17 protein-coding genes are annotated in these 16,425 nt (G+C 49.5%); 1 reads left to right on the forward strand and 16 read right to left on the reverse strand.

Annotated features, from left to right (window positions below; translation table 11 throughout):
- Positions 1 to 34: 34 nt before the first annotated feature.
- Positions 35 to 766, reverse strand: a complete 732-nt coding sequence (locus tag GQF01_RS08095; RefSeq protein ID WP_161406266.1) for a nucleotidyltransferase domain-containing protein — start codon at positions 764 to 766, stop codon at positions 35 to 37.
- 69 nt (positions 767 to 835) lie between these two features.
- The gene (locus GQF01_RS08100) at positions 836 to 1,648 is read right to left on the reverse strand and encodes a phytanoyl-CoA dioxygenase family protein (RefSeq protein WP_161406267.1); all 813 of its coding nucleotides are present in this window, start codon (positions 1,646 to 1,648) and stop codon (positions 836 to 838) included.
- A gap of 184 nt (positions 1,649 to 1,832) precedes the next feature.
- Between GQF01_RS08100 and GQF01_RS08105 the strand changes: the two genes are divergently transcribed.
- Positions 1,833 to 2,765, forward strand: coding sequence for an NHL repeat-containing protein (locus GQF01_RS08105; protein ID WP_161406268.1), 933 nt, complete (start codon positions 1,833 to 1,835; stop codon positions 2,763 to 2,765).
- A gap of 397 nt (positions 2,766 to 3,162) precedes the next feature.
- Here GQF01_RS08105 and GQF01_RS08110 read toward each other — a convergent pair whose 3' ends face one another.
- The 14 genes from GQF01_RS08110 to GQF01_RS08175 all read right to left on the reverse strand — a co-directional run bounded on the left by GQF01_RS08110 (position 3,163) and on the right by GQF01_RS08175 (position 16,418).
- The gene (locus GQF01_RS08110; protein ID WP_161406269.1) at positions 3,163 to 4,578 is read right to left on the reverse strand and encodes a sulfatase-like hydrolase/transferase; all 1,416 of its coding nucleotides are present in this window, start codon (positions 4,576 to 4,578) and stop codon (positions 3,163 to 3,165) included.
- A gap of 5 nt (positions 4,579 to 4,583) precedes the next feature.
- The gene (locus GQF01_RS08115) at positions 4,584 to 5,975 is read right to left on the reverse strand and encodes a sulfatase family protein (RefSeq protein WP_161406270.1); all 1,392 of its coding nucleotides are present in this window, start codon (positions 5,973 to 5,975) and stop codon (positions 4,584 to 4,586) included.
- The gene (cysC, locus tag GQF01_RS08120) at positions 5,972 to 6,511 is read right to left on the reverse strand and encodes an adenylyl-sulfate kinase (RefSeq protein WP_161406271.1); all 540 of its coding nucleotides are present in this window, start codon (positions 6,509 to 6,511) and stop codon (positions 5,972 to 5,974) included. Before cysC ends, GQF01_RS08115 begins: the two co-directional genes overlap by 4 nt.
- A 24-nt stretch (positions 6,512 to 6,535) precedes the next feature.
- Positions 6,536 to 7,531 carry a Gfo/Idh/MocA family protein gene (locus tag GQF01_RS08125; RefSeq protein ID WP_161406272.1) on the reverse strand — a complete coding sequence of 332 codons (996 nt, stop codon included), beginning with the start codon at positions 7,529 to 7,531 and terminating at the stop codon, positions 6,536 to 6,538.
- Positions 7,525 to 8,973, reverse strand: coding sequence for a sulfatase (locus GQF01_RS08130; protein WP_161406273.1), 1,449 nt, complete (start codon positions 8,971 to 8,973; stop codon positions 7,525 to 7,527). Before GQF01_RS08130 ends, GQF01_RS08125 begins: the two co-directional genes overlap by 7 nt.
- A gap of 32 nt (positions 8,974 to 9,005) precedes the next feature.
- Positions 9,006 to 9,806, reverse strand: coding sequence for a sugar phosphate isomerase/epimerase family protein (locus GQF01_RS08135; protein ID WP_161406274.1), 801 nt, complete (start codon positions 9,804 to 9,806; stop codon positions 9,006 to 9,008).
- Between the two features lie 19 nt (positions 9,807 to 9,825).
- Positions 9,826 to 10,815, reverse strand: coding sequence for a Gfo/Idh/MocA family protein (locus tag GQF01_RS08140; RefSeq protein ID WP_161406275.1), 990 nt, complete (start codon positions 10,813 to 10,815; stop codon positions 9,826 to 9,828).
- A 21-nt stretch (positions 10,816 to 10,836) separates the two neighbouring features.
- A complete protein-coding gene (locus GQF01_RS08145) occupies positions 10,837 to 11,796 on the reverse strand; it encodes an AraC family transcriptional regulator (RefSeq protein WP_202556120.1) in 960 nt (319 codons plus the stop codon).
- A gap of 73 nt (positions 11,797 to 11,869) precedes the next feature.
- Entirely contained in the window at positions 11,870 to 12,628 is a 759-nt protein-coding gene (locus GQF01_RS08150; RefSeq protein WP_161406475.1) for a DeoR/GlpR family DNA-binding transcription regulator, read from the reverse strand.
- A 50-nt stretch (positions 12,629 to 12,678) separates the two neighbouring features.
- A complete protein-coding gene (locus tag GQF01_RS08155; RefSeq protein WP_161406277.1) occupies positions 12,679 to 13,500 on the reverse strand; it encodes a sugar phosphate isomerase/epimerase family protein in 822 nt (273 codons plus the stop codon).
- Positions 13,501 to 13,527: 27 nt separating this feature from the next.
- A complete protein-coding gene (locus tag GQF01_RS08160; protein ID WP_161406278.1) occupies positions 13,528 to 13,965 on the reverse strand; it encodes a hypothetical protein in 438 nt (145 codons plus the stop codon).
- Between the two features lies 1 nt (position 13,966).
- The gene (locus tag GQF01_RS08165) at positions 13,967 to 14,365 is read right to left on the reverse strand and encodes a hypothetical protein (protein WP_161406279.1); all 399 of its coding nucleotides are present in this window, start codon (positions 14,363 to 14,365) and stop codon (positions 13,967 to 13,969) included.
- Positions 14,362 to 15,387, reverse strand: coding sequence for an ABC transporter ATP-binding protein (locus tag GQF01_RS08170; protein ID WP_161406280.1), 1,026 nt, complete (start codon positions 15,385 to 15,387; stop codon positions 14,362 to 14,364). Before GQF01_RS08170 ends, GQF01_RS08165 begins: the two co-directional genes overlap by 4 nt.
- Positions 15,384 to 16,418, reverse strand: a complete 1,035-nt coding sequence (locus GQF01_RS08175) for an ABC transporter ATP-binding protein (RefSeq protein WP_161406281.1) — start codon at positions 16,416 to 16,418, stop codon at positions 15,384 to 15,386. The genes GQF01_RS08170 and GQF01_RS08175 overlap by 4 nt, the downstream gene beginning before the upstream one ends.
- Positions 16,419 to 16,425 lie beyond the last annotated feature (7 nt).

The following is a 16,425-nucleotide window of genomic DNA, read 5'->3' on the forward strand; positions in this document are numbered from 1 at the left end:
TCCCCCTTCCATCCAAATGGAAAAGGGACTTTTCTTATTTAACAGCGTGATCAAGGGTGTACCTGACAAATGCCAACGTCTCATCGATTGCGTTCAGCTCATCTCCCCTGCGCCATGCCAGTGCCTGCCGGATCAGCGACTCCCACTTGCTTCCATGTGTGTCTATCATCCACTGGGCTGCGGCAGGTTTGGACGCGACCAGTCCCTCTTCTATCGTATACAAGCATCTGCACATCGTAAGAATGGCATAGGCTTGATATTCACTCGTGTCAATCCGTGAGGCATCCTCAAATAACAAAGCCCACCATTCCGTTAAAATCGCCTGCGCAGCTTTTGTGAGCTCAGCTGGCGCAACAGGATCAATTAGAGTCTCCGGTGCTGGCCCGAATAACGTAATGCCATGCTCACGAATAATAGCTCGCTGAATGATCCAATCGCTCGCATGCCCGTCTACACCAAAGCTTCCGTCGCAGCGTAATGCAGGATGCCAACACTGTTGACGATCATAACGTTTCAGCAAAGCCTGCGAAATATAGGAACCTTCCATGTTGCAAGCCCATTTGAACCCCTGATTTCGGAGTTCAGCATGCATCTGTTCCAGAGCCGGAAGCCTTTCCGCAGGCAGTTCAGTCCGAGTTGCCACGAGAAAATCAACATCGCTCGTTTCGCGATTGAAGTCTCCTAGTGCCAAGGAACCGTGAACATAAACGCCAACAACATCCTGATCGAGTACACGTTTGATACCAAGCACAAGCTGATCTAGCATTTCGTTGATATCTGAAAAAGGTGTAGGATTCGGATTCGGAATAAGTAAATCCCCTTTCTTACCGAAGGGCTATCTCTGGTAAACCGCCGGGAAGCTCTCTCCGGACATGATCTCGCCTGGCGCCACATGAATATGAGGTTCCATCGGATGACCGCCTGTCGGAGCGTAATACGTATGACCTGGCATATAGTGAACCGCAATCGCCCTGCGTTTCATTTCTGAACGGTTATTCGGACTGCCATGCCATGTCAGAGAGTGGTGGTAGCCAACTTGGCCTTTTTTAATTTCAAAAGGCACCGCTTCCACCTTTGCTCCTTCAGGCAGCAAATCTGGTTGTTTGTGAACCGGCATGAACTCGTCGTTCGAGCCCAAATATTTTTGATGATTGCCCCATTTATGACTGCCAGGCACCATCCACATACAACCATTTTCAATGACCGCATCATCCATAGCTACCCATGCGCTGATGAGCTCAGCGGGTTGAATCACCGGCCACAGCGGATGATCTTGATGCCAGTGTGTCGGTCCTCCCATGACTGGCGGTTTGTATTGAATTTGATCGTGCCAGATCCGAAGTGTATCTGTACGGCATAGCTGCGCAACTTCTTCACATATTCTGCGGTTAGCCGCATGCTGTAAATAAACGTCGCTCGCCATCCATATATTCACGATCTGGACAACGGTTTCCTTCTTCGTTATGGTCATCCCATAATGGGAATTATCGAGCATATTTCGGTTGAGGATTGGCTTTTTAACAGATTTCCCTTCCATGACATTTTCCAGCTCTTCACGGAGTTGTTCCACTTCTTCATCGGATAAAACGACATCGCCTTTAAGAAACCCCAACTCATCGAATTGATTGATCTGCTCTTGTGATAGCATGATTAATTCCTCCTCGCTTGATATATCTTTATTGTACGGTCAGGAGGTCTCTGAGTCGTTAGATATTTCCAATCTGAAGTTGCACTTTTCACAGAAAAATCAAATCAGAGAAATTAACCGCCCTATTTTGTTAGGGCATGGTGTATGATGTAAAGAAGCTTGTCAACCACTAAGGAGGTTTCATATGTCTGAGCAGCTTATTATTGGAAACGCTTCACATCTTTATGCCGTACAAGAAGGCTGGGGTCAACTGCCAGCAAGCATCCAGTATGGTTACACACATGGGATTGTCGTAGACGATGAAGATCGTGTGTATGTACATCACACTGGCAAAGAGTCTGTTGTTGTGTTTGATAAAAACGGTACCTTTCTAACTTCCTGGGGAAGTGAATTTGAAGGCGGTGCCCATGGGTTTTACTTGCATCGCGATCCGGATGGACAGCAATACCTTTATTTTGCCGACACCAAACGTTCCATGATCGTCAAAACGACATTAACCGGTGAAGTGCTTCTGCGCATCACTCCGCCAGATCGGCCTGATCTGTATGATGCTGAGCGTAAATATGTGCCAACAGATGTCTGTGTAGCTCCAAACGGGGACATTTATGTCGCCGATGGCTATGGTCAATCCTACGTCCATCACTACAATGCTGAGGGAACTTACATCCGTTCGTGGGGCGGAAAAGGTTCTGAGCCAGGCAAGCTTAATTCGCCTCATGGCATCTCTATCAATCTGCGTGGAGAAGTTCCCGAAATATACATAGCTGATCGCAGCAACAACCGCATTCAAGTTTTCACCCTAGAAGGGGAGCATGTGCGTTTCGTTGAGCATAATCTGGATCTTCCTTGCTCATTTTATTTCTTCGGCGATGAAGTCTATCTGCCCGATCTTCACAGTCGGGTGACCATTTTGGACGCGAATGATCGCTTGATCACGCACTTAGGCGAGGATCAACAAGCTTATAAACAGCAAGGCTGGCCGAATCTTCCTAAAAGCTATTACCGAGCAGATCGATTCAGCTCTCCGCACGGTATTTGTGTGGATTCGGGGGGCAACGTCTATTTGGCCGAGTGGATTTCCGATGGCCGAGTAACGAAGTTAGTCAGACAGCGATAAACAAAGGGACTATAAAAGGGACTATCACCTAGTCATCACGGATGACTTTGGGACGGTCCCTTTTTGTTAAGCAATCACGAAGCACCTAATCCACTTGGCGGGGAACTACAGGGGCTTATTTTTGTCAAATCTGCAGTTTGCAGTGTCCAGATGGAACTACAGGGTCTTATCTGACCATCATGACAGGTATTTGGGTCAAAATTGACAAAATAGCGGACCCTAGTTCCCTTTGGCCTAGCGATACAGTGAAAATCGAACAAATAACGGACCACAGTTCCCACAGCAGCGCGTAGCGGTCAAAACCTGGCACCTGGCATTGGCATTGGCACTAGCACCGGCACTGGCACTGGTACCGGTACTGGCACCGAAACCAAGCGCCCAGCCCCCAGTCACACTGCTACCCCTTCCGCCCCAGCAGCAACTGGTCCCGCATCCAATCATTCTGCACGATGCCATCGCCATCCTCGTACAAAATATGATACAGCCGCTCCCGCAGTTCAGCCACAATTCGCTGATTAGCCGGATGATGTATCACGTTATGAAGCTCATGCGGATCATGATCCATCTCATAAAGCTCATCCACATCTGTGCAATTCCAGACGTATTTCCACTCCCGGGTGCGAATCATTCGCTGCGTGTAGAGGCCGAATTGTCCGCCATTGTAGGAGGCGACTACTTCCTCTCGCCACTTCTCAGGTTCAGCACCGAGAAGCAAGGGCAGCAAGGACTCCCCATGCAGCCGATGGGCAGCCGGCGGCGATTCCGATTCGCTGATCGCCAGCAGTGTCGGCGGCAAATCCAGCAAGGTCTGGACGAATCGTTCGCAGCGGCTGCCAGGCGCAATAACACCAGGCCACCTAATAATTAGCGGAACCTTAACGACGTCCTCATAGAGGACGTAATGTTTATCCAGCATTCGGTGCCCGCCACACATGTCGCCATGATCGGTTGTAAAAATGACAACCGTGTTCTCGCTTTGCCCAAGCGCGTCTAACCCCGCGAGGAGCTTCCCAACCGCATCATCTAACTGCGAGATGATCGCATAATAACGAGCGACGATAGGCGCCCAATCTGCCCAATCGTAATGCTCAATCTCCCAATTCCGAAGCTGCTGACTTTGGATATACGGCTTATTCGCGAATGTTTCACGGAAGCTTCCCCATTCGGGAATGCCTTCCGGTGGGTACATGGCAGCGAACTCCGCAACCGGACGGCATGGCAGATGAGGCTCTTGGAAATTAACTCGCAGCTGCCAAGGTGATCCTGATCCCGCGCTCTCCTCTGCCAGCTGTTTCATCAAAGCCATGGCCATTTCGGCTGTCTGATGTGTCCGTGTATCCCCGAGCGGTAGTGGATCGGTTTCACCAAAGAACCCGCCCGTATACGTCAGCTCCGGGTACTGCGTCTTCGTCCGCTCCCGGTATTTCTCATCGCTGGAAACAAACATATCGTACCCATAATGCGTCGGATCGTAGGTCGGATGTACATCCCATTTTCCGATATAACCGTTCCTGTAACCCGCCCCTTGCAAAGAACGGGCCCACGAGTAACTCGTGGGCTCTAAGGCGCCGATCCGCATCCCCAAAGAGTAGTTCCAAAGTCCGCCGAAGGATTCTGCCCTCCTGCCACAGACGAAAGACTGCCTCGCGGGACCGCATATGGGGATATGATTATAAGCGCGGTCAAACCACATCCCTTCAGATGCCAGTTTATCGAGATGAGGTGTCACAACAGGCGCCTGCTGGCTATAGCCGAGGCAGTCATACCGCAGCTGATCGACCATGATGATAAGCAAATTCGGCTTTTCAGCCATCCCATTCACCTCCCCGCATGTCTAGCTGCTGATGCTTCATCGAATCGATCCCGCCGAGGATCTTTGATCCATTCATCCCATGTTAAGCCATATTGCAGCAAAATCTCATGGATTCGATTGCGAAACGGGAGTCCCGCTTCGATCTGTGTCAGCATGGGATCCGCCCGCCCATTCAGCATTTTCTCCGTCCAATTATCTAACTGATAGGCCAGTTCATCTGCAATAGATGGAGAGCTTTCGGCGATATTCACCGTTTCATCAGGGTCAACACGCAAATCGAAGAGTTCCCTTGGCGGACGTACAAAAGGACCAGCATCCAGCGTACGAATAAATTTATAATCCTTCGTCACGATCCCTCTGCTGGCTTGCCAAGCACACTCGCTCAAATAAATGGCATCTTGCGTCCCATCCGCTTCTCCTCGTATACTCGGCCACAAGCTGCGTCCGTCAATATTATCAGGTGTCATGATTCCGGCTGCTTCCAGAATGGTCGGGAGCATATCGACCTGCTGAACTAATCCTTTGACCCTACGCCCCTCCGGAATTCTACCAGGCCACCGCATGATCATCGGGACTTGAACCGAGGTTTCGTATAAACCGCAGTGATCCCAGTAAATGTCGTGTTCCGTCAAGCTTTCCCCATGATCGCCGAACAAAATCAATAACGTGTCATCATAGACCCCTTCCGCAATGAGTAGCTCATCGAGCTCTCGCAGACGGTCATCGAGATAACGCACTTCTGCATCATAAAGTGCATTGATGTAAGCAGCATCCGTGACTGGGCCAAGCAAGTCATAATGATGATGCTTAAAAAACGGATAAGCCGCATGGTTATATGCGGCATGCATACTGCGATTTGCAGGATCATAAGGATCACGGCTTTGGTCATAGAAAGCGGGCACATAACTTGCCGGAGGCTGGTAAGGGGTATGCGGGTCCCAATAATGCAGGAACAGAAAGAAGTCATCCTCTTTATGCTCACGAATCCACTTGAAAGCAAGCTCGTTAACCGACTTCCCGTCTATGCTTCGCGTCTTTTGAACGGAGTTGATGTAATACCGATAGCCTCTAGCGAACCATTCCTTTAACTGGTACAAGTTATCAACAGCAGCCGTCGTGAAGCCTTGATTTTGTAAGAGGGAAGGCAGCCACGACTCTTTCTTTGGCAGTTGAGTAAGTGGCGAACCGTGAGAAACGACGCCCGTTCTTAGCCCTACTTTTCCCGTAAATATACCGGTATGCGCTACTTCCGTTGGAATGTCTGCCGCATACGCTCTTTCGAACAGAACACCTTGCTCTGCGATTTGATCCATGTAGGGCGAAGTCGGCTTCTCATAGCCATAACAGCCCAGCCGGGAGGCGCGCATCGTGTCCATGGAGATGAAAACAATGTTCATACGGCCTCACTCCGCCCTGTTTTTGTCATCAAATAATCCATGATAAAAGAGACATTGCTCTCTACCTCATCCACATGCGTACGAATGACAATGTCCGGCTGATCCGGCATTTCATACGGGTCTCCAATGCCAGTAAATTGTTTAATCTCATCGTTTCTGGCCTTGGCATACAGCCCTTTCACATCTCGACGTTCACACTCTTCAAGTGGGCAATCTACATAAATTTCGACATAACCGGGCAGCTCGGCACGGGCATGCGCTCTCATTTCTTCATAAGGCGTAATGGCCGACACGACAACCGTAACACCGTTACGCGATAACAGCTTGCATAGAAAGACGATACGCTCAACATTCTTGATGCGGTCCTCCCTGCTAAAGCCCAGCCCTTGGGAAATCGTCCGCCGAAGCTCGTCTCCATCGAGCAGCTCAACTTTCCTGCCGCTGACGCGAAGTGGCTCAACTAAGGCACGAGCCGTCGTTGATTTGCCTGAGCCTGAGAGACCGGTGAACCACAGTACCTCTCCATCGTTACTCATAACCTTCCTCCTTCGGATCGGTCTTTAGGAAATTGGAATAACAGCACCATTCGCTAGATGGGAACGGATAGCTGCTTCAATGATTTCTTGCACAGCCAAGGCATCCGCGCCGGAAGCGGCAATCTGCTCAGGAGGAACCCCCTGCTTCACTTCCTGAATAAAAGCGTCCAGCCGAAGCCGAAACGTATCCTCGAATCCTCGCATGCCGCTCATTATTGAATTCCGATAAACCCGCAAATCTTCCTGACGGTGCGGATAGTACGTAAGTGATTCATAAACATTATCCAGCACAAATCTGCCTCGATCGCCTGCCATTTCACAAGCCTCAATGGGGTGAATGCCGAACATATCGTAGCTGCCGAGCAAATGACCAACCGCGCCAGAAGCAAATTCCAAATTAATGGAAGCTGTTGACCAGACCGTACGACCAGGAGCTTTCGTCAAAAAAGCTTGAACACGGCGGACCTCGCCTGCAAAATAACGCATCACATCGAGCGAATGCGGATGCAGCGCACGCAAATGGATCCAGGGACTGGATTCATTCGGATTGCCGATCGTCAGCTTCATGTTCACAAAAAGCGGATGCCCAATATCGCCATTTTCCATCCACTGCTTCGCCTTCTTAGCTGCAGGCGTGAAGCGATGATTGAGATTACAGGCGAAACGAACGCCTTTTTCTTTGGCATATTGAACCATTTCCCGGGCTTCTTCCAGGGAATTGGAAATGGGCTTTTCGACGATTACATCCTTACCGGCCGCAATAGCTTTCATAACAGGCTCTCGGTGATGAGAGCCATTTTCGATTCCGCCCGTAGCTACGCTGATGATATCCAACTGTTCAGCTTCAAGCATGGTATCCAAGTCGTAATACGCCTTCACGCCAAACTGTGCAGCAACTGAATCCGCCAGTTCTTTGTTTAAGTCGCAGATAGCGATAAGCTCGCTATCTGCGTGTTCCTTATAACAACGGCAATGTATGCGTCCAATGTGATTGACTCCGACAACAGCTATTCTCAGCATGTCGAATCGGCTTCCACTTCTGCGGCTTCGCCTTCCGCTTCTGCCACTGCTTCTGCTTCCTTCTCTTTCGTTTGCAAGGATCGTGCCGTCCTCGGGGAACCAATATGCATGGAGTCAAAAGCCTGCTGCGAGGTCTTGAACGGACCGCAACCTAAGCCATGCCAATTCAAATTTGTATAGATGGGATTCTCCCGCCCAGTCTCTTGCTCCCGCTTCGCAATATGGGCATGTAATCGACTCAAGAGATGGGCCGCTACTTCCGGCTCTTCATCAACTAGATTATGCAGTTCCTCAGGATCGCGAACCAAATTATACAGTTCTACAGGAGCCTTGAAATGTATATCTGGCTCAAGCGCTACAATGAGCTTCCATTCCTGCGTCCGCCAGCCATGTTTGCGCATCCATGTGCATTCTGTGATGTACATTTCACTCTCCGGCACCCGCTCCTCGCCTTTCACGAGCGGAATCAAGCTGCGACCATCAAATGGAATTTCACACGGAATCCCCAGAAGCTCAACAATGGTCGGCATCACATCTTTAATTTGCGAGGAACTCGCTACACGCTTACCTGCCGGCAGCTTGCCCGGAAACCGCAGGATGAGTGGAATTCGCAAATTAGTTTCATACAGACCATGATGATCATAATAACAATCATGCTCATTTAAAGTTTCACCATGATCGGAGGTGATGACCACGAGCGTTTCGTCTTCGATGCCAAGGGATTCCAGTGCAGTGAAAATCGCTTGAATACCCGCATCCATGTAAGCTATAGCGCCATCATACTGGGCGTCGATATATTTGCTGTCTGTACATCCCTCTGGGAACCATGAACTGAAATAATCAGCGAATGGTTTGAAATCATAAAGCTCATCCAATGAGTGATTATCAGGATCGCACTCATTGCCGTCATAAAACATCCGCTCGAACGGCTTAGGCGGCAAATACGGCGAATGCGGATCCATGTGGCGCAGAAAGAGGAAAAATGGCTTACCTTCTTCTTTAAGACGCTTCATTTCTGGAATCGCAACACGATTCAAGTTGTCCGCCTTCGGGCTTCTTCCCGATTCGTCAGGTCCCCAGCCTTCGAAATCAATGTACTTCTGAAAGCCGCGTGCGGAGGGGTTGCCTGTGAAGCCGATACACGTCGTATTGTAACCGTTCTCTTCGAGCAGCTCGGAGAGCATCTTGACATGGTCGCCAACAGGTCCGCCATGCCGCAGCGCGACAACGTCTGTTCCGAAACAGTCCATCCCCGTGAGCATGGAGGCGTAACCTGGAGTCGTTGGAATACTGGGAGAGAAATGCTGCTCAAACAGCACGCCTCCTTGGCTATATTGATCGATATGCGGCGTTGTCAGCCTGTGGTAGCCATAACCACTCATATGATCTCGACGCAAGCTATCTATACCAAGCAGCAGTAAATTCGGCATTTTTGATGTCATGTGAATGACTCCTTCTCCGTTTTATAATCGACTTATCTAGCTCCAAAAGAGTGCAGTACGGCATTTAAATAGCCATAGCTTTCAGCTGCAACAATGGATACTTGCGCGAGTGAATGCCCATTAGCGCCAATGACTTCAAGACAAACAGGACCCTCATAACCGTTATCCGCAAGCACTTTGCAGTAGCCGATCAAATCAATGTCTCCACGCCCGCATGCCTGCTTGTCGATTGTGCCTGGACCCGCTTGCCTGCCGCTGCAGTCACGAATATGAATATGCTTCACGCGCGAGATCACAGCGGGCAACGCCGCTTCCGGATTCTCGCCAGCTCGATAAATATGACTAGGGTCCATATCGATGCCAAAAGCTGGATCTGCAATTGCTTCTATCGCTCTTATTGATGTAGGCGTGTTATAAATCGAACCGCCGACATGCGCTTTCACGCAAAGTGTAACCCCGTACTCACTAGCTAGTTTTGACATTCTGGTCAGCTTTTCAATCGTGAATTGCAAATCTTCTTCCACATCCGACTTTCCACCAGGGCCCACATTGACAACCGGTATCCCGAGCTCAGCCGCAGCTTCAAAAGCAAGCGGAAGCCTCGTTTCGTTCAGCTCAGCCACTTCCATCGACAGGAGCTTCAGCCCAACCTCCTCGGCAATTCTCCGAATTTCCGGCGCCTGCTCCCGCCAGTTGTCAAGCTGAATGTGCTCGCACATGCCTTTGATTGCCGAAAGCTCCACACCGTCATAGCCGCAAAGCTTAATGTGCTGCGCTGCTGTAGCAAAATCAAAATCTTTGAACAACACGGAATTTATCCCTAATTGCATCATGGTTTACTGCCTCCCTTAGTTAAAGTTCAACAATGCTTGATGTTTCAAATGAACGAATAGCCGCTTCAATAATCGTCTGCGCCTTCAGCGCCTCTTGTCCCGAGCCATTAATTTGATCGTAGGGTACTTTGGCATCCAGCTGTTCAATCCAATCGCTGATGCGACTTTTAAACGTTTCATTGAAATGGCGCATGCCGCCTAAATAGCTGTAGCTTTCCGTTGCAATGCTATGCCGAGGGTAGTAAGTTAAGTGCTCACAAGCGTCGTCCAGCACGAATCGGCCTTTGGATCCGACCACTTCGCAGCGCTCCAATCCGTAGCTAGCTCCAGCATCATAGCTGCCGACGAGGTTCCCGATAGCACCATTTTCAAACTCGAGCATAACTTGCGTATTCGACCAAATTTTCCGGTTTTCACCTTTCATCATGAAGGCAGCTACCCGTTTCACATCCCCGCAGAAATAACGAATCACATCAAAGGAGTGCGGGTGAAGCGCGCGCAAGTGAAACCAAGGCGAAGTTTCGACTGGGTTATTGATCCACATTTTCATATTAATCATATGTAATTGACCAAGACGGCCTTCTTCCACCCATTCCTTGGCACGCAGCGCTGCAGGTGTGAATCGATGATTTAGGTTGACACCATAAGGAATCTGCTTCTCTTTGGCAAGTGCCACCATCCGCTCTCCTTCGTCAATCCGGTTGGAAATCGGCTTTTCCCCTAATACAGGAATGCCCGCCTCCAGCAGTTCCATGGTAGGTTGATAATGCTCTCCGCCATTTTCTTCCCCTTTGGTCGCCATGGAGCAAGCATCCAAATGAATGCCGCTAGCCAGCATTTCCTGCACGCTATAAAAAGCTCTGCAGCCGAATTTGGCCGCAGCCGCATCTGCTTTCTCTTTGATGATGTCACATACCGCAACAAGCTCTGTTTTCGCATGTTCATGGTACACACCCGCATGGATCGAACCGATATTGCCAACCCCAACTACCGCAACCTTTAACGTCATTGCTTATTCCTCCCGTTTCTTCTACTGGATTTCCTGTGCGTTCTCAAGCACTTCCCCATGCAAATCACGGTACTGCCCTGGTGAGCATCCGACTCTGCGTCTAAACAATTGTGTGAAAAAGGCCGGGTCCTCATAGCCAACACGCTGGGCTACATGTATCACTTTTTCGTCGCCTTCTGTCAAATACTGCTTCGCCCGTTCAATCCGAATGTCATGAATACGCTCCGTTACGGTTTGATTCGTTTCTTGCTTAAATACCCTGTTCAGCTGCCTGCTGCTCACATTAAACAACTCGCACAAGTCAGGGATGGTCATTTTTTTGTCAAAATGACGCTCCAGAAACCCAGTGATCCGGCGTACGAGTATCGTATGATTCGCTGATCGCGAGCTCTTTTTCTCCTTGTTCATAGAATCCGAATAGCAGCGAGATAACAGGATGAGCAGCTGGAGCATTTGCAGTTTAATGAGTGGCAAATAACCTGGCCGGTGATGTTCCCATTCAGAGATCATTGCTTCAAGTAAAGTAAGAACATGATTGGATGCTTGCCCCATCAGATTCAGCCTGTGATGAAAGCGTTCTCTTGGATTTAAGAAAGGATGTACATAATAGTAATCCATGGACTGTGACACGCCTAATTCCTTCAGTAAAGACTCTTGAATGAGTTCTGGCGTGAAGAGACAATTAATAATCTCGATGCCTTCTCCCGGCTTCGTACAATACGTGTGAACTTCCCCGGGGTTAATAATAAAGACATCGCCCGTTTGGATCTGGTAGGATTCTCCTTCAAACACATGATCCGCTTGACCGCTAACCACATAAACAAGCTCGATAAAATCATGTGAATGAACCGTCGGCATATTATCTTGATGATGAAAGCAGCGGTTAATGCTAAACGGAATTTGCTTATCTTTCATGAATTGACTTTGTCGCAGGAGGTTAACCATATGTACAATTCCTTTCTTTGCTTCTGTCTTCATCATAAGGCATCCAGTTCACGCTTTCATTGCGGTTTCAGCCATCTTACAAGGGGATTGCGCCATCTAGCAATCGCTTTTAAACTTGAATGACATTAATAAACTTACGCTGCAGCAGCTGAACATGATCAAGAGGCGTTTGTTCATCCGTTATCAGATTATGAATCTGGTTCCAGGCTCCGATCATCGTAAAAGCCTGCATATCAAATTTGCTGTAATCCGCTAGAACAAATACCTGTTCGGCCATGCCGACCATTTTCCGTTTCACCCTCGCTTGCATTTCATTCGACTCACTGATGCCCCGCTCCATATGTACGCCTTTGCAGGATACGAACGCTTTATTTACATGATACTCCTCCAAGGCCTGCTCCGTCAGCGGTCCAACGAAAGAAAGTGAATTTGGCACAAGAATGCCTCCTGTGCTGATGACGCTGACGTTCTTTTTCTCGCTAAGAACCAAAGCCACCTTCAAGGAGTTGGTGATGACGGTAAGCGGGATGTCGGGCAGCAGCGCTGCCATATGCCAGGTCGTGGAGCTCGCATCGAGGACGATACGATCGTGGGGCTCCACGTATTTGACAGCGTGCGCCGAAATACGCTGCTTCTCCGTCACATGCACCGTTTCCCGCAGCTCGTACGACGTTTCGGACGTTTGCGGCTGCAGGCGGATCGCTCCGCCATAGCTGCGCAGCAAACGCCCTTCGTTTTCCAAGCGATCCAAGTCCCGGCGGATCGTTTCCTCCGTAACCCGGCATATCTGGCTGAGTTCAGTGACGCGCATGCTTCCCCGCTCGTTAACCAGCCGTAGAATGTGCTGAACCCTTTCCGCGACTAGCATCATCAAACACCTCCCTGAACTTCAGAATTCCGATTCGATGTAGAGGACAATTAGCGGGTTTGGTCAAACGCGATCACCCGATCACGAATTTCACAGAAATTATCGATATTCACATATTCCAAAATAAAGGGAACACCTTCAGCTTGCTCATGATATAGATTTAGCAGCTTCCTCCAGTCAATATCCCCGTCCCCTACGCAGCGTCCGTAAGTGTCATTAACTTTACGGTCTTTTCCGTGGAAGTAAGCCAGATGCGGCGCTAAATACTGGAACATCTCTTCTTCTGAGCTATTCGCTATTAAATTTGCCGGATCAAGGAGCACTTGAATGTGCGGCGATCCAATCTGCGCTAACAAATCAGCCGTTCGCTTAGCACTAGGCACAACATCCAGGACACAAGGCTCCAGCGCAAGCTTTATGCCGTAGTGACCAGCACGCTCACCAAGCCAGCTTAACTGCTGTTTGAATCGTTCGAAATCCTTCTCATACGAATCTGCTTGAATACCTCGTTTTCCCGGGATGAATCCACACTCCGTCGCAACTACGGGAACGCCAGTTCCGGCAGCAATTTGCATATGCCTTTCAAAATACCGCAAATTCGCCTCCATTTCCTGCTCATCCGATTCCAACAAATTCGTAAATACGCCAATCGAGGCAACTTCGATGCCATGTTTGCAATAGGTTTCTACGATTTCTTGGCTTCTTTTATCCGTCAAATCACTGAGATCACTCCGCCCATTGTAACGCCAGTAGTTAGAATCCGTTTGTGAGAAGCAGAGCTCTGTCCATCTGAATCCGCGCTCAGCGAGCAGCGCTGCCACCTCTTCGTTCGATAATTTCGGAAAGCTGCGTGAAACAACACCTATATCCATACGGGCTAACCCACCTTTGACTACAAATTATCGCAAGACCCTCTTGCGAGCCGCATCCCAAGCAAACCAGCCTAGCACTAGAGTCAAAACGCCTTCAATGATCAAAAAAAGCAGCATGTACGCTTCAAATGGTACACTCAGCAAGACATGCGAGAAGAGATTGCATACGAATAAGATCCCCAACTGAATGGCCAGCAGCATGGCTGAAGCTTGCAGCACCTGCTTAGCTTCCGCTTTCTTTTTCAAATAATACTGGCAGTAGAACACGTAAGCGAGCCAAACGACACCCATAAACAGAAAAGACATATTATCAATCCCCTGCCATGAGGAACGTTTAACGCCAAAAAAAGTAAGCAAAACCAGCAGCAGACTCCGCAGTTCGAACCAATTCATAATGCCCAGCGCCGCAGTAATGACAGTAATTCCTACCGATTTGTACCCTGCTGCCGGATCGCGCTGCTTCATCTCAAGAAAAGGATCCATACGTGTTAGCGTCCCTCCATTCCCGCTCCACTCTTTGCAGGATGCGCAGCGTGGCTTTTCGCGATTCTTCACTTTCTACCAGCGTCGATTTTTTTACAAAAGCTATCAGCTTACTGATTTTGTTCAAATATGACTTTCGTGCTAAGCGCTCAATTCGGTCCACTTGCTTGCTATTGCCCAGCTTTTGATGTTGAATCATGCGCTCGTTATACTTGGCCGTCCACGTTTCGGGGATTGTACCCGTCGCTGTCAGTGTCTCCAAGTCCCGCAGCTTGCCTCCGACCATTTTCTCGAGCAGCACCCTCATATACCATAACGAGCCCAGCATAATTAGACTTAGGCAGACGAAGAATATGAGCAGTGTAAGCAGAATATACGTCATATCGACGCTGCCCCCCTAAGGTCAAGCTCCCCTGCAAAATGACAAGCTGCGTAATGCCCATCTCCAACCTGTTTGAGATCTGGGGTTTGATTCCTGCAAATGTCTTTGGCATAGGCACATCTCGGATGGAAATAGCAGCCAGACGGCGGATTCGCTGGGTTAGCGACTTCACCTTGCAAAATAATGCGGTTCGACTTTTTGCGAGGGTCAGGTACCGGCTTCGCAGAAAGCAGCGCCTCTGTGTAAGGGTGCTTCGGAGCAGCAAACAAATCTTTCGTTGCCGCTGTCTCTACCATTTTGCCAACGTACATAACGCCGACACGGTTAGATATATGCTGAATAACACCGAGATCATGTGAAATAAACAGATAGGACAAGTTTAGCTTTTCCTGTAAATCCTGCAGCAGGTTAATAATCTGCGCTTGAACGGACACGTCCAGTGCCGAAACGGCTTCATCGCAAACGATGAACTTCGGATTCGTCGCCAAAGCGCGCGCAATCCCGATCCGCTGGCGTTGGCCTCCGCTGAAAGCGTGCGGATATCGCTCGAGATGCCGGCTGTTCAGGCCTACCATCTCCATGAGGTCTGCCACGCGCTCCTTAAGCTCGGGGCCGTGCGCCATGCCGTTGCAGACGAGCGGTTCGGCAATGATATTGAGCACCGTCATCCGAGGATTGAGCGAGGAATAAGGGTCTTGGAAGATGAGCTGCATGTCTCGCCGAATTGCGCGCAAATCCTTGGCGTCCAGCTGCAGCACTTCCTGCATGTGACCTTGGCGGTCCCGAAAGCGCACCGAACCCGAGGTTGGTTCAATAGCTCGCAGGATACAGCGACCAAGTGTTGTTTTACCGCAGCCGGATTCGCCGACGAGCCCGAACGTTTCACCAGGACGGATATGGAAATGGACATCATCGACGGCTTTGACATAACCTACGTTTTTTTGCAAGAAGCCCTTTTTAATCGGAAAATATTTCCGCATATAGCTCACATCAAGAATAAGTTCGTCTGTTTGTACCGTCATGAGACCACCTCGGCTTCTTTAAGCTCTGTTTCAACCAATAAGCAGCGAACTTTGTGATCCTTTCTAACCTCGACAAGAGGCACGTCCGCTACGTTGCACACACCGTCGATCGCCATTTTGCAGCGCGTATAGAAGCCGCAGCCCTTCGGCAAATTCATCGGGAACGGGACTGTTCCTTCAATGGATTCCAGCCTCTTGTTCTCCCTGCCTATCGCCGGTATCGAGTTCAGGAGCGCCTTCGTATACGGATGTTTAGGATGATGAAACAAAGAGTCAACATCAGTGTATTCGACGACTTTCCCCAGGTACATGACCGCCACTTCGTCCGACATTTCGGCAATAACACCAAGGTCATGCGTGATGAAAATGACGGAAGTATCATGATTAGCCTTCAAATCATTGATCAGCTGAAGCACTTGCGCTTGGACTGTGACATCCAAGGCCGTCGTCGGCTCATCGGCGATGAGAATCGAGGGGTTGCAGGACAATGCCATGGCGATCATGGCCCGCTGCCTCATCCCGCCCGAAAGCTGATGCGGATATTCGCTAAGCCGCTGCTCGGGATTGGACATGCCGACCTTGCGCAGGATTTCCACCGCCAGGCGATAAGCTTCTTTTTTATCCTGTGTCACGTGCAGTAAGATGGCTTCCATAATTTGATTACCTACCGTATGAATAGGCGAGAATGCCTTCATTGGCTCCTGGAAAATCATCGCGATCTCATCGCCCCGGATATCCCGAACTTCCTTCCCCCTCGGGTCCAGCTTCACCAAGTCGACGGCTTCATGGCTCCCAGCACCGCTTCGCTGGAGCTTGATCTCTCCTTCCACTTGGCCCGGTTTGGGCACAATCCGCAGCAGCGCTTGCGATGTGACGCTTTTGCCGCAGCCGCTTTCGCCAACGATGCCAAGCGTCATGCCACGTTTGATTTGCAGATCAACACCGTCAACCGCTTTCAATATGCCTTCATCCAAATGGAAGTGAACTTTCACGTCCTTCATTTCCAATATGACGTTATCCCTTTTTGACATTCACTCC

Origin of the sequence: Paenibacillus silvestris (assembly GCF_009882985.1) — a bacterium.
In the GTDB taxonomy this organism is placed as follows: Bacteria; Bacillota; Bacilli; order Paenibacillales; family NBRC-103111; genus Paenibacillus_E; species Paenibacillus_E silvestris.

Coding starts and splice junctions, on each gene's coding strand:
- GQF01_RS08095 (WP_161406266.1), bottom strand. CDS start 766: ATGCTAGATCAGCTTGTGCTTGGTATCAAACGTGTACTCGATCAGGAT.
- GQF01_RS08100 (WP_161406267.1), bottom strand. CDS start 1,648: ATGCTATCACAAGAGCAGATCAATCAATTCGATGAGTTGGGGTTTCTT.
- GQF01_RS08105 (WP_161406268.1), top strand. CDS start 1,833: ATGTCTGAGCAGCTTATTATTGGAAACGCTTCACATCTTTATGCCGTA.
- GQF01_RS08110 (WP_161406269.1), bottom strand. CDS start 4,578: ATGGCTGAAAAGCCGAATTTGCTTATCATCATGGTCGATCAGCTGCGG.
- GQF01_RS08115 (WP_161406270.1), bottom strand. CDS start 5,975: ATGAACATTGTTTTCATCTCCATGGACACGATGCGCGCCTCCCGGCTG.
- cysC (WP_161406271.1), bottom strand. CDS start 6,511: ATGAGTAACGATGGAGAGGTACTGTGGTTCACCGGTCTCTCAGGCTCA.
- GQF01_RS08125 (WP_161406272.1), bottom strand. CDS start 7,531: ATGCTGAGAATAGCTGTTGTCGGAGTCAATCACATTGGACGCATACAT.
- GQF01_RS08130 (WP_161406273.1), bottom strand. CDS start 8,973: ATGACATCAAAAATGCCGAATTTACTGCTGCTTGGTATAGATAGCTTG.
- GQF01_RS08135 (WP_161406274.1), bottom strand. CDS start 9,806: ATGATGCAATTAGGGATAAATTCCGTGTTGTTCAAAGATTTTGATTTT.
- GQF01_RS08140 (WP_161406275.1), bottom strand. CDS start 10,815: ATGACGTTAAAGGTTGCGGTAGTTGGGGTTGGCAATATCGGTTCGATC.
- GQF01_RS08145 (WP_202556120.1), bottom strand. CDS start 11,796: ATGATGAAGACAGAAGCAAAGAAAGGAATTGTACATATGGTTAACCTC.
- GQF01_RS08150 (WP_161406475.1), bottom strand. CDS start 12,628: ATGCTAGTCGCGGAAAGGGTTCAGCACATTCTACGGCTGGTTAACGAG.
- GQF01_RS08155 (WP_161406277.1), bottom strand. CDS start 13,500: ATGGATATAGGTGTTGTTTCACGCAGCTTTCCGAAATTATCGAACGAA.
- GQF01_RS08160 (WP_161406278.1), bottom strand. CDS start 13,965: ATGAAGCAGCGCGATCCGGCAGCAGGGTACAAATCGGTAGGAATTACT.
- GQF01_RS08165 (WP_161406279.1), bottom strand. CDS start 14,365: ATGACGTATATTCTGCTTACACTGCTCATATTCTTCGTCTGCCTAAGT.
- GQF01_RS08170 (WP_161406280.1), bottom strand. CDS start 15,387: ATGACGGTACAAACAGACGAACTTATTCTTGATGTGAGCTATATGCGG.
- GQF01_RS08175 (WP_161406281.1), bottom strand. CDS start 16,418: ATGTCAAAAAGGGATAACGTCATATTGGAAATGAAGGACGTGAAAGTT.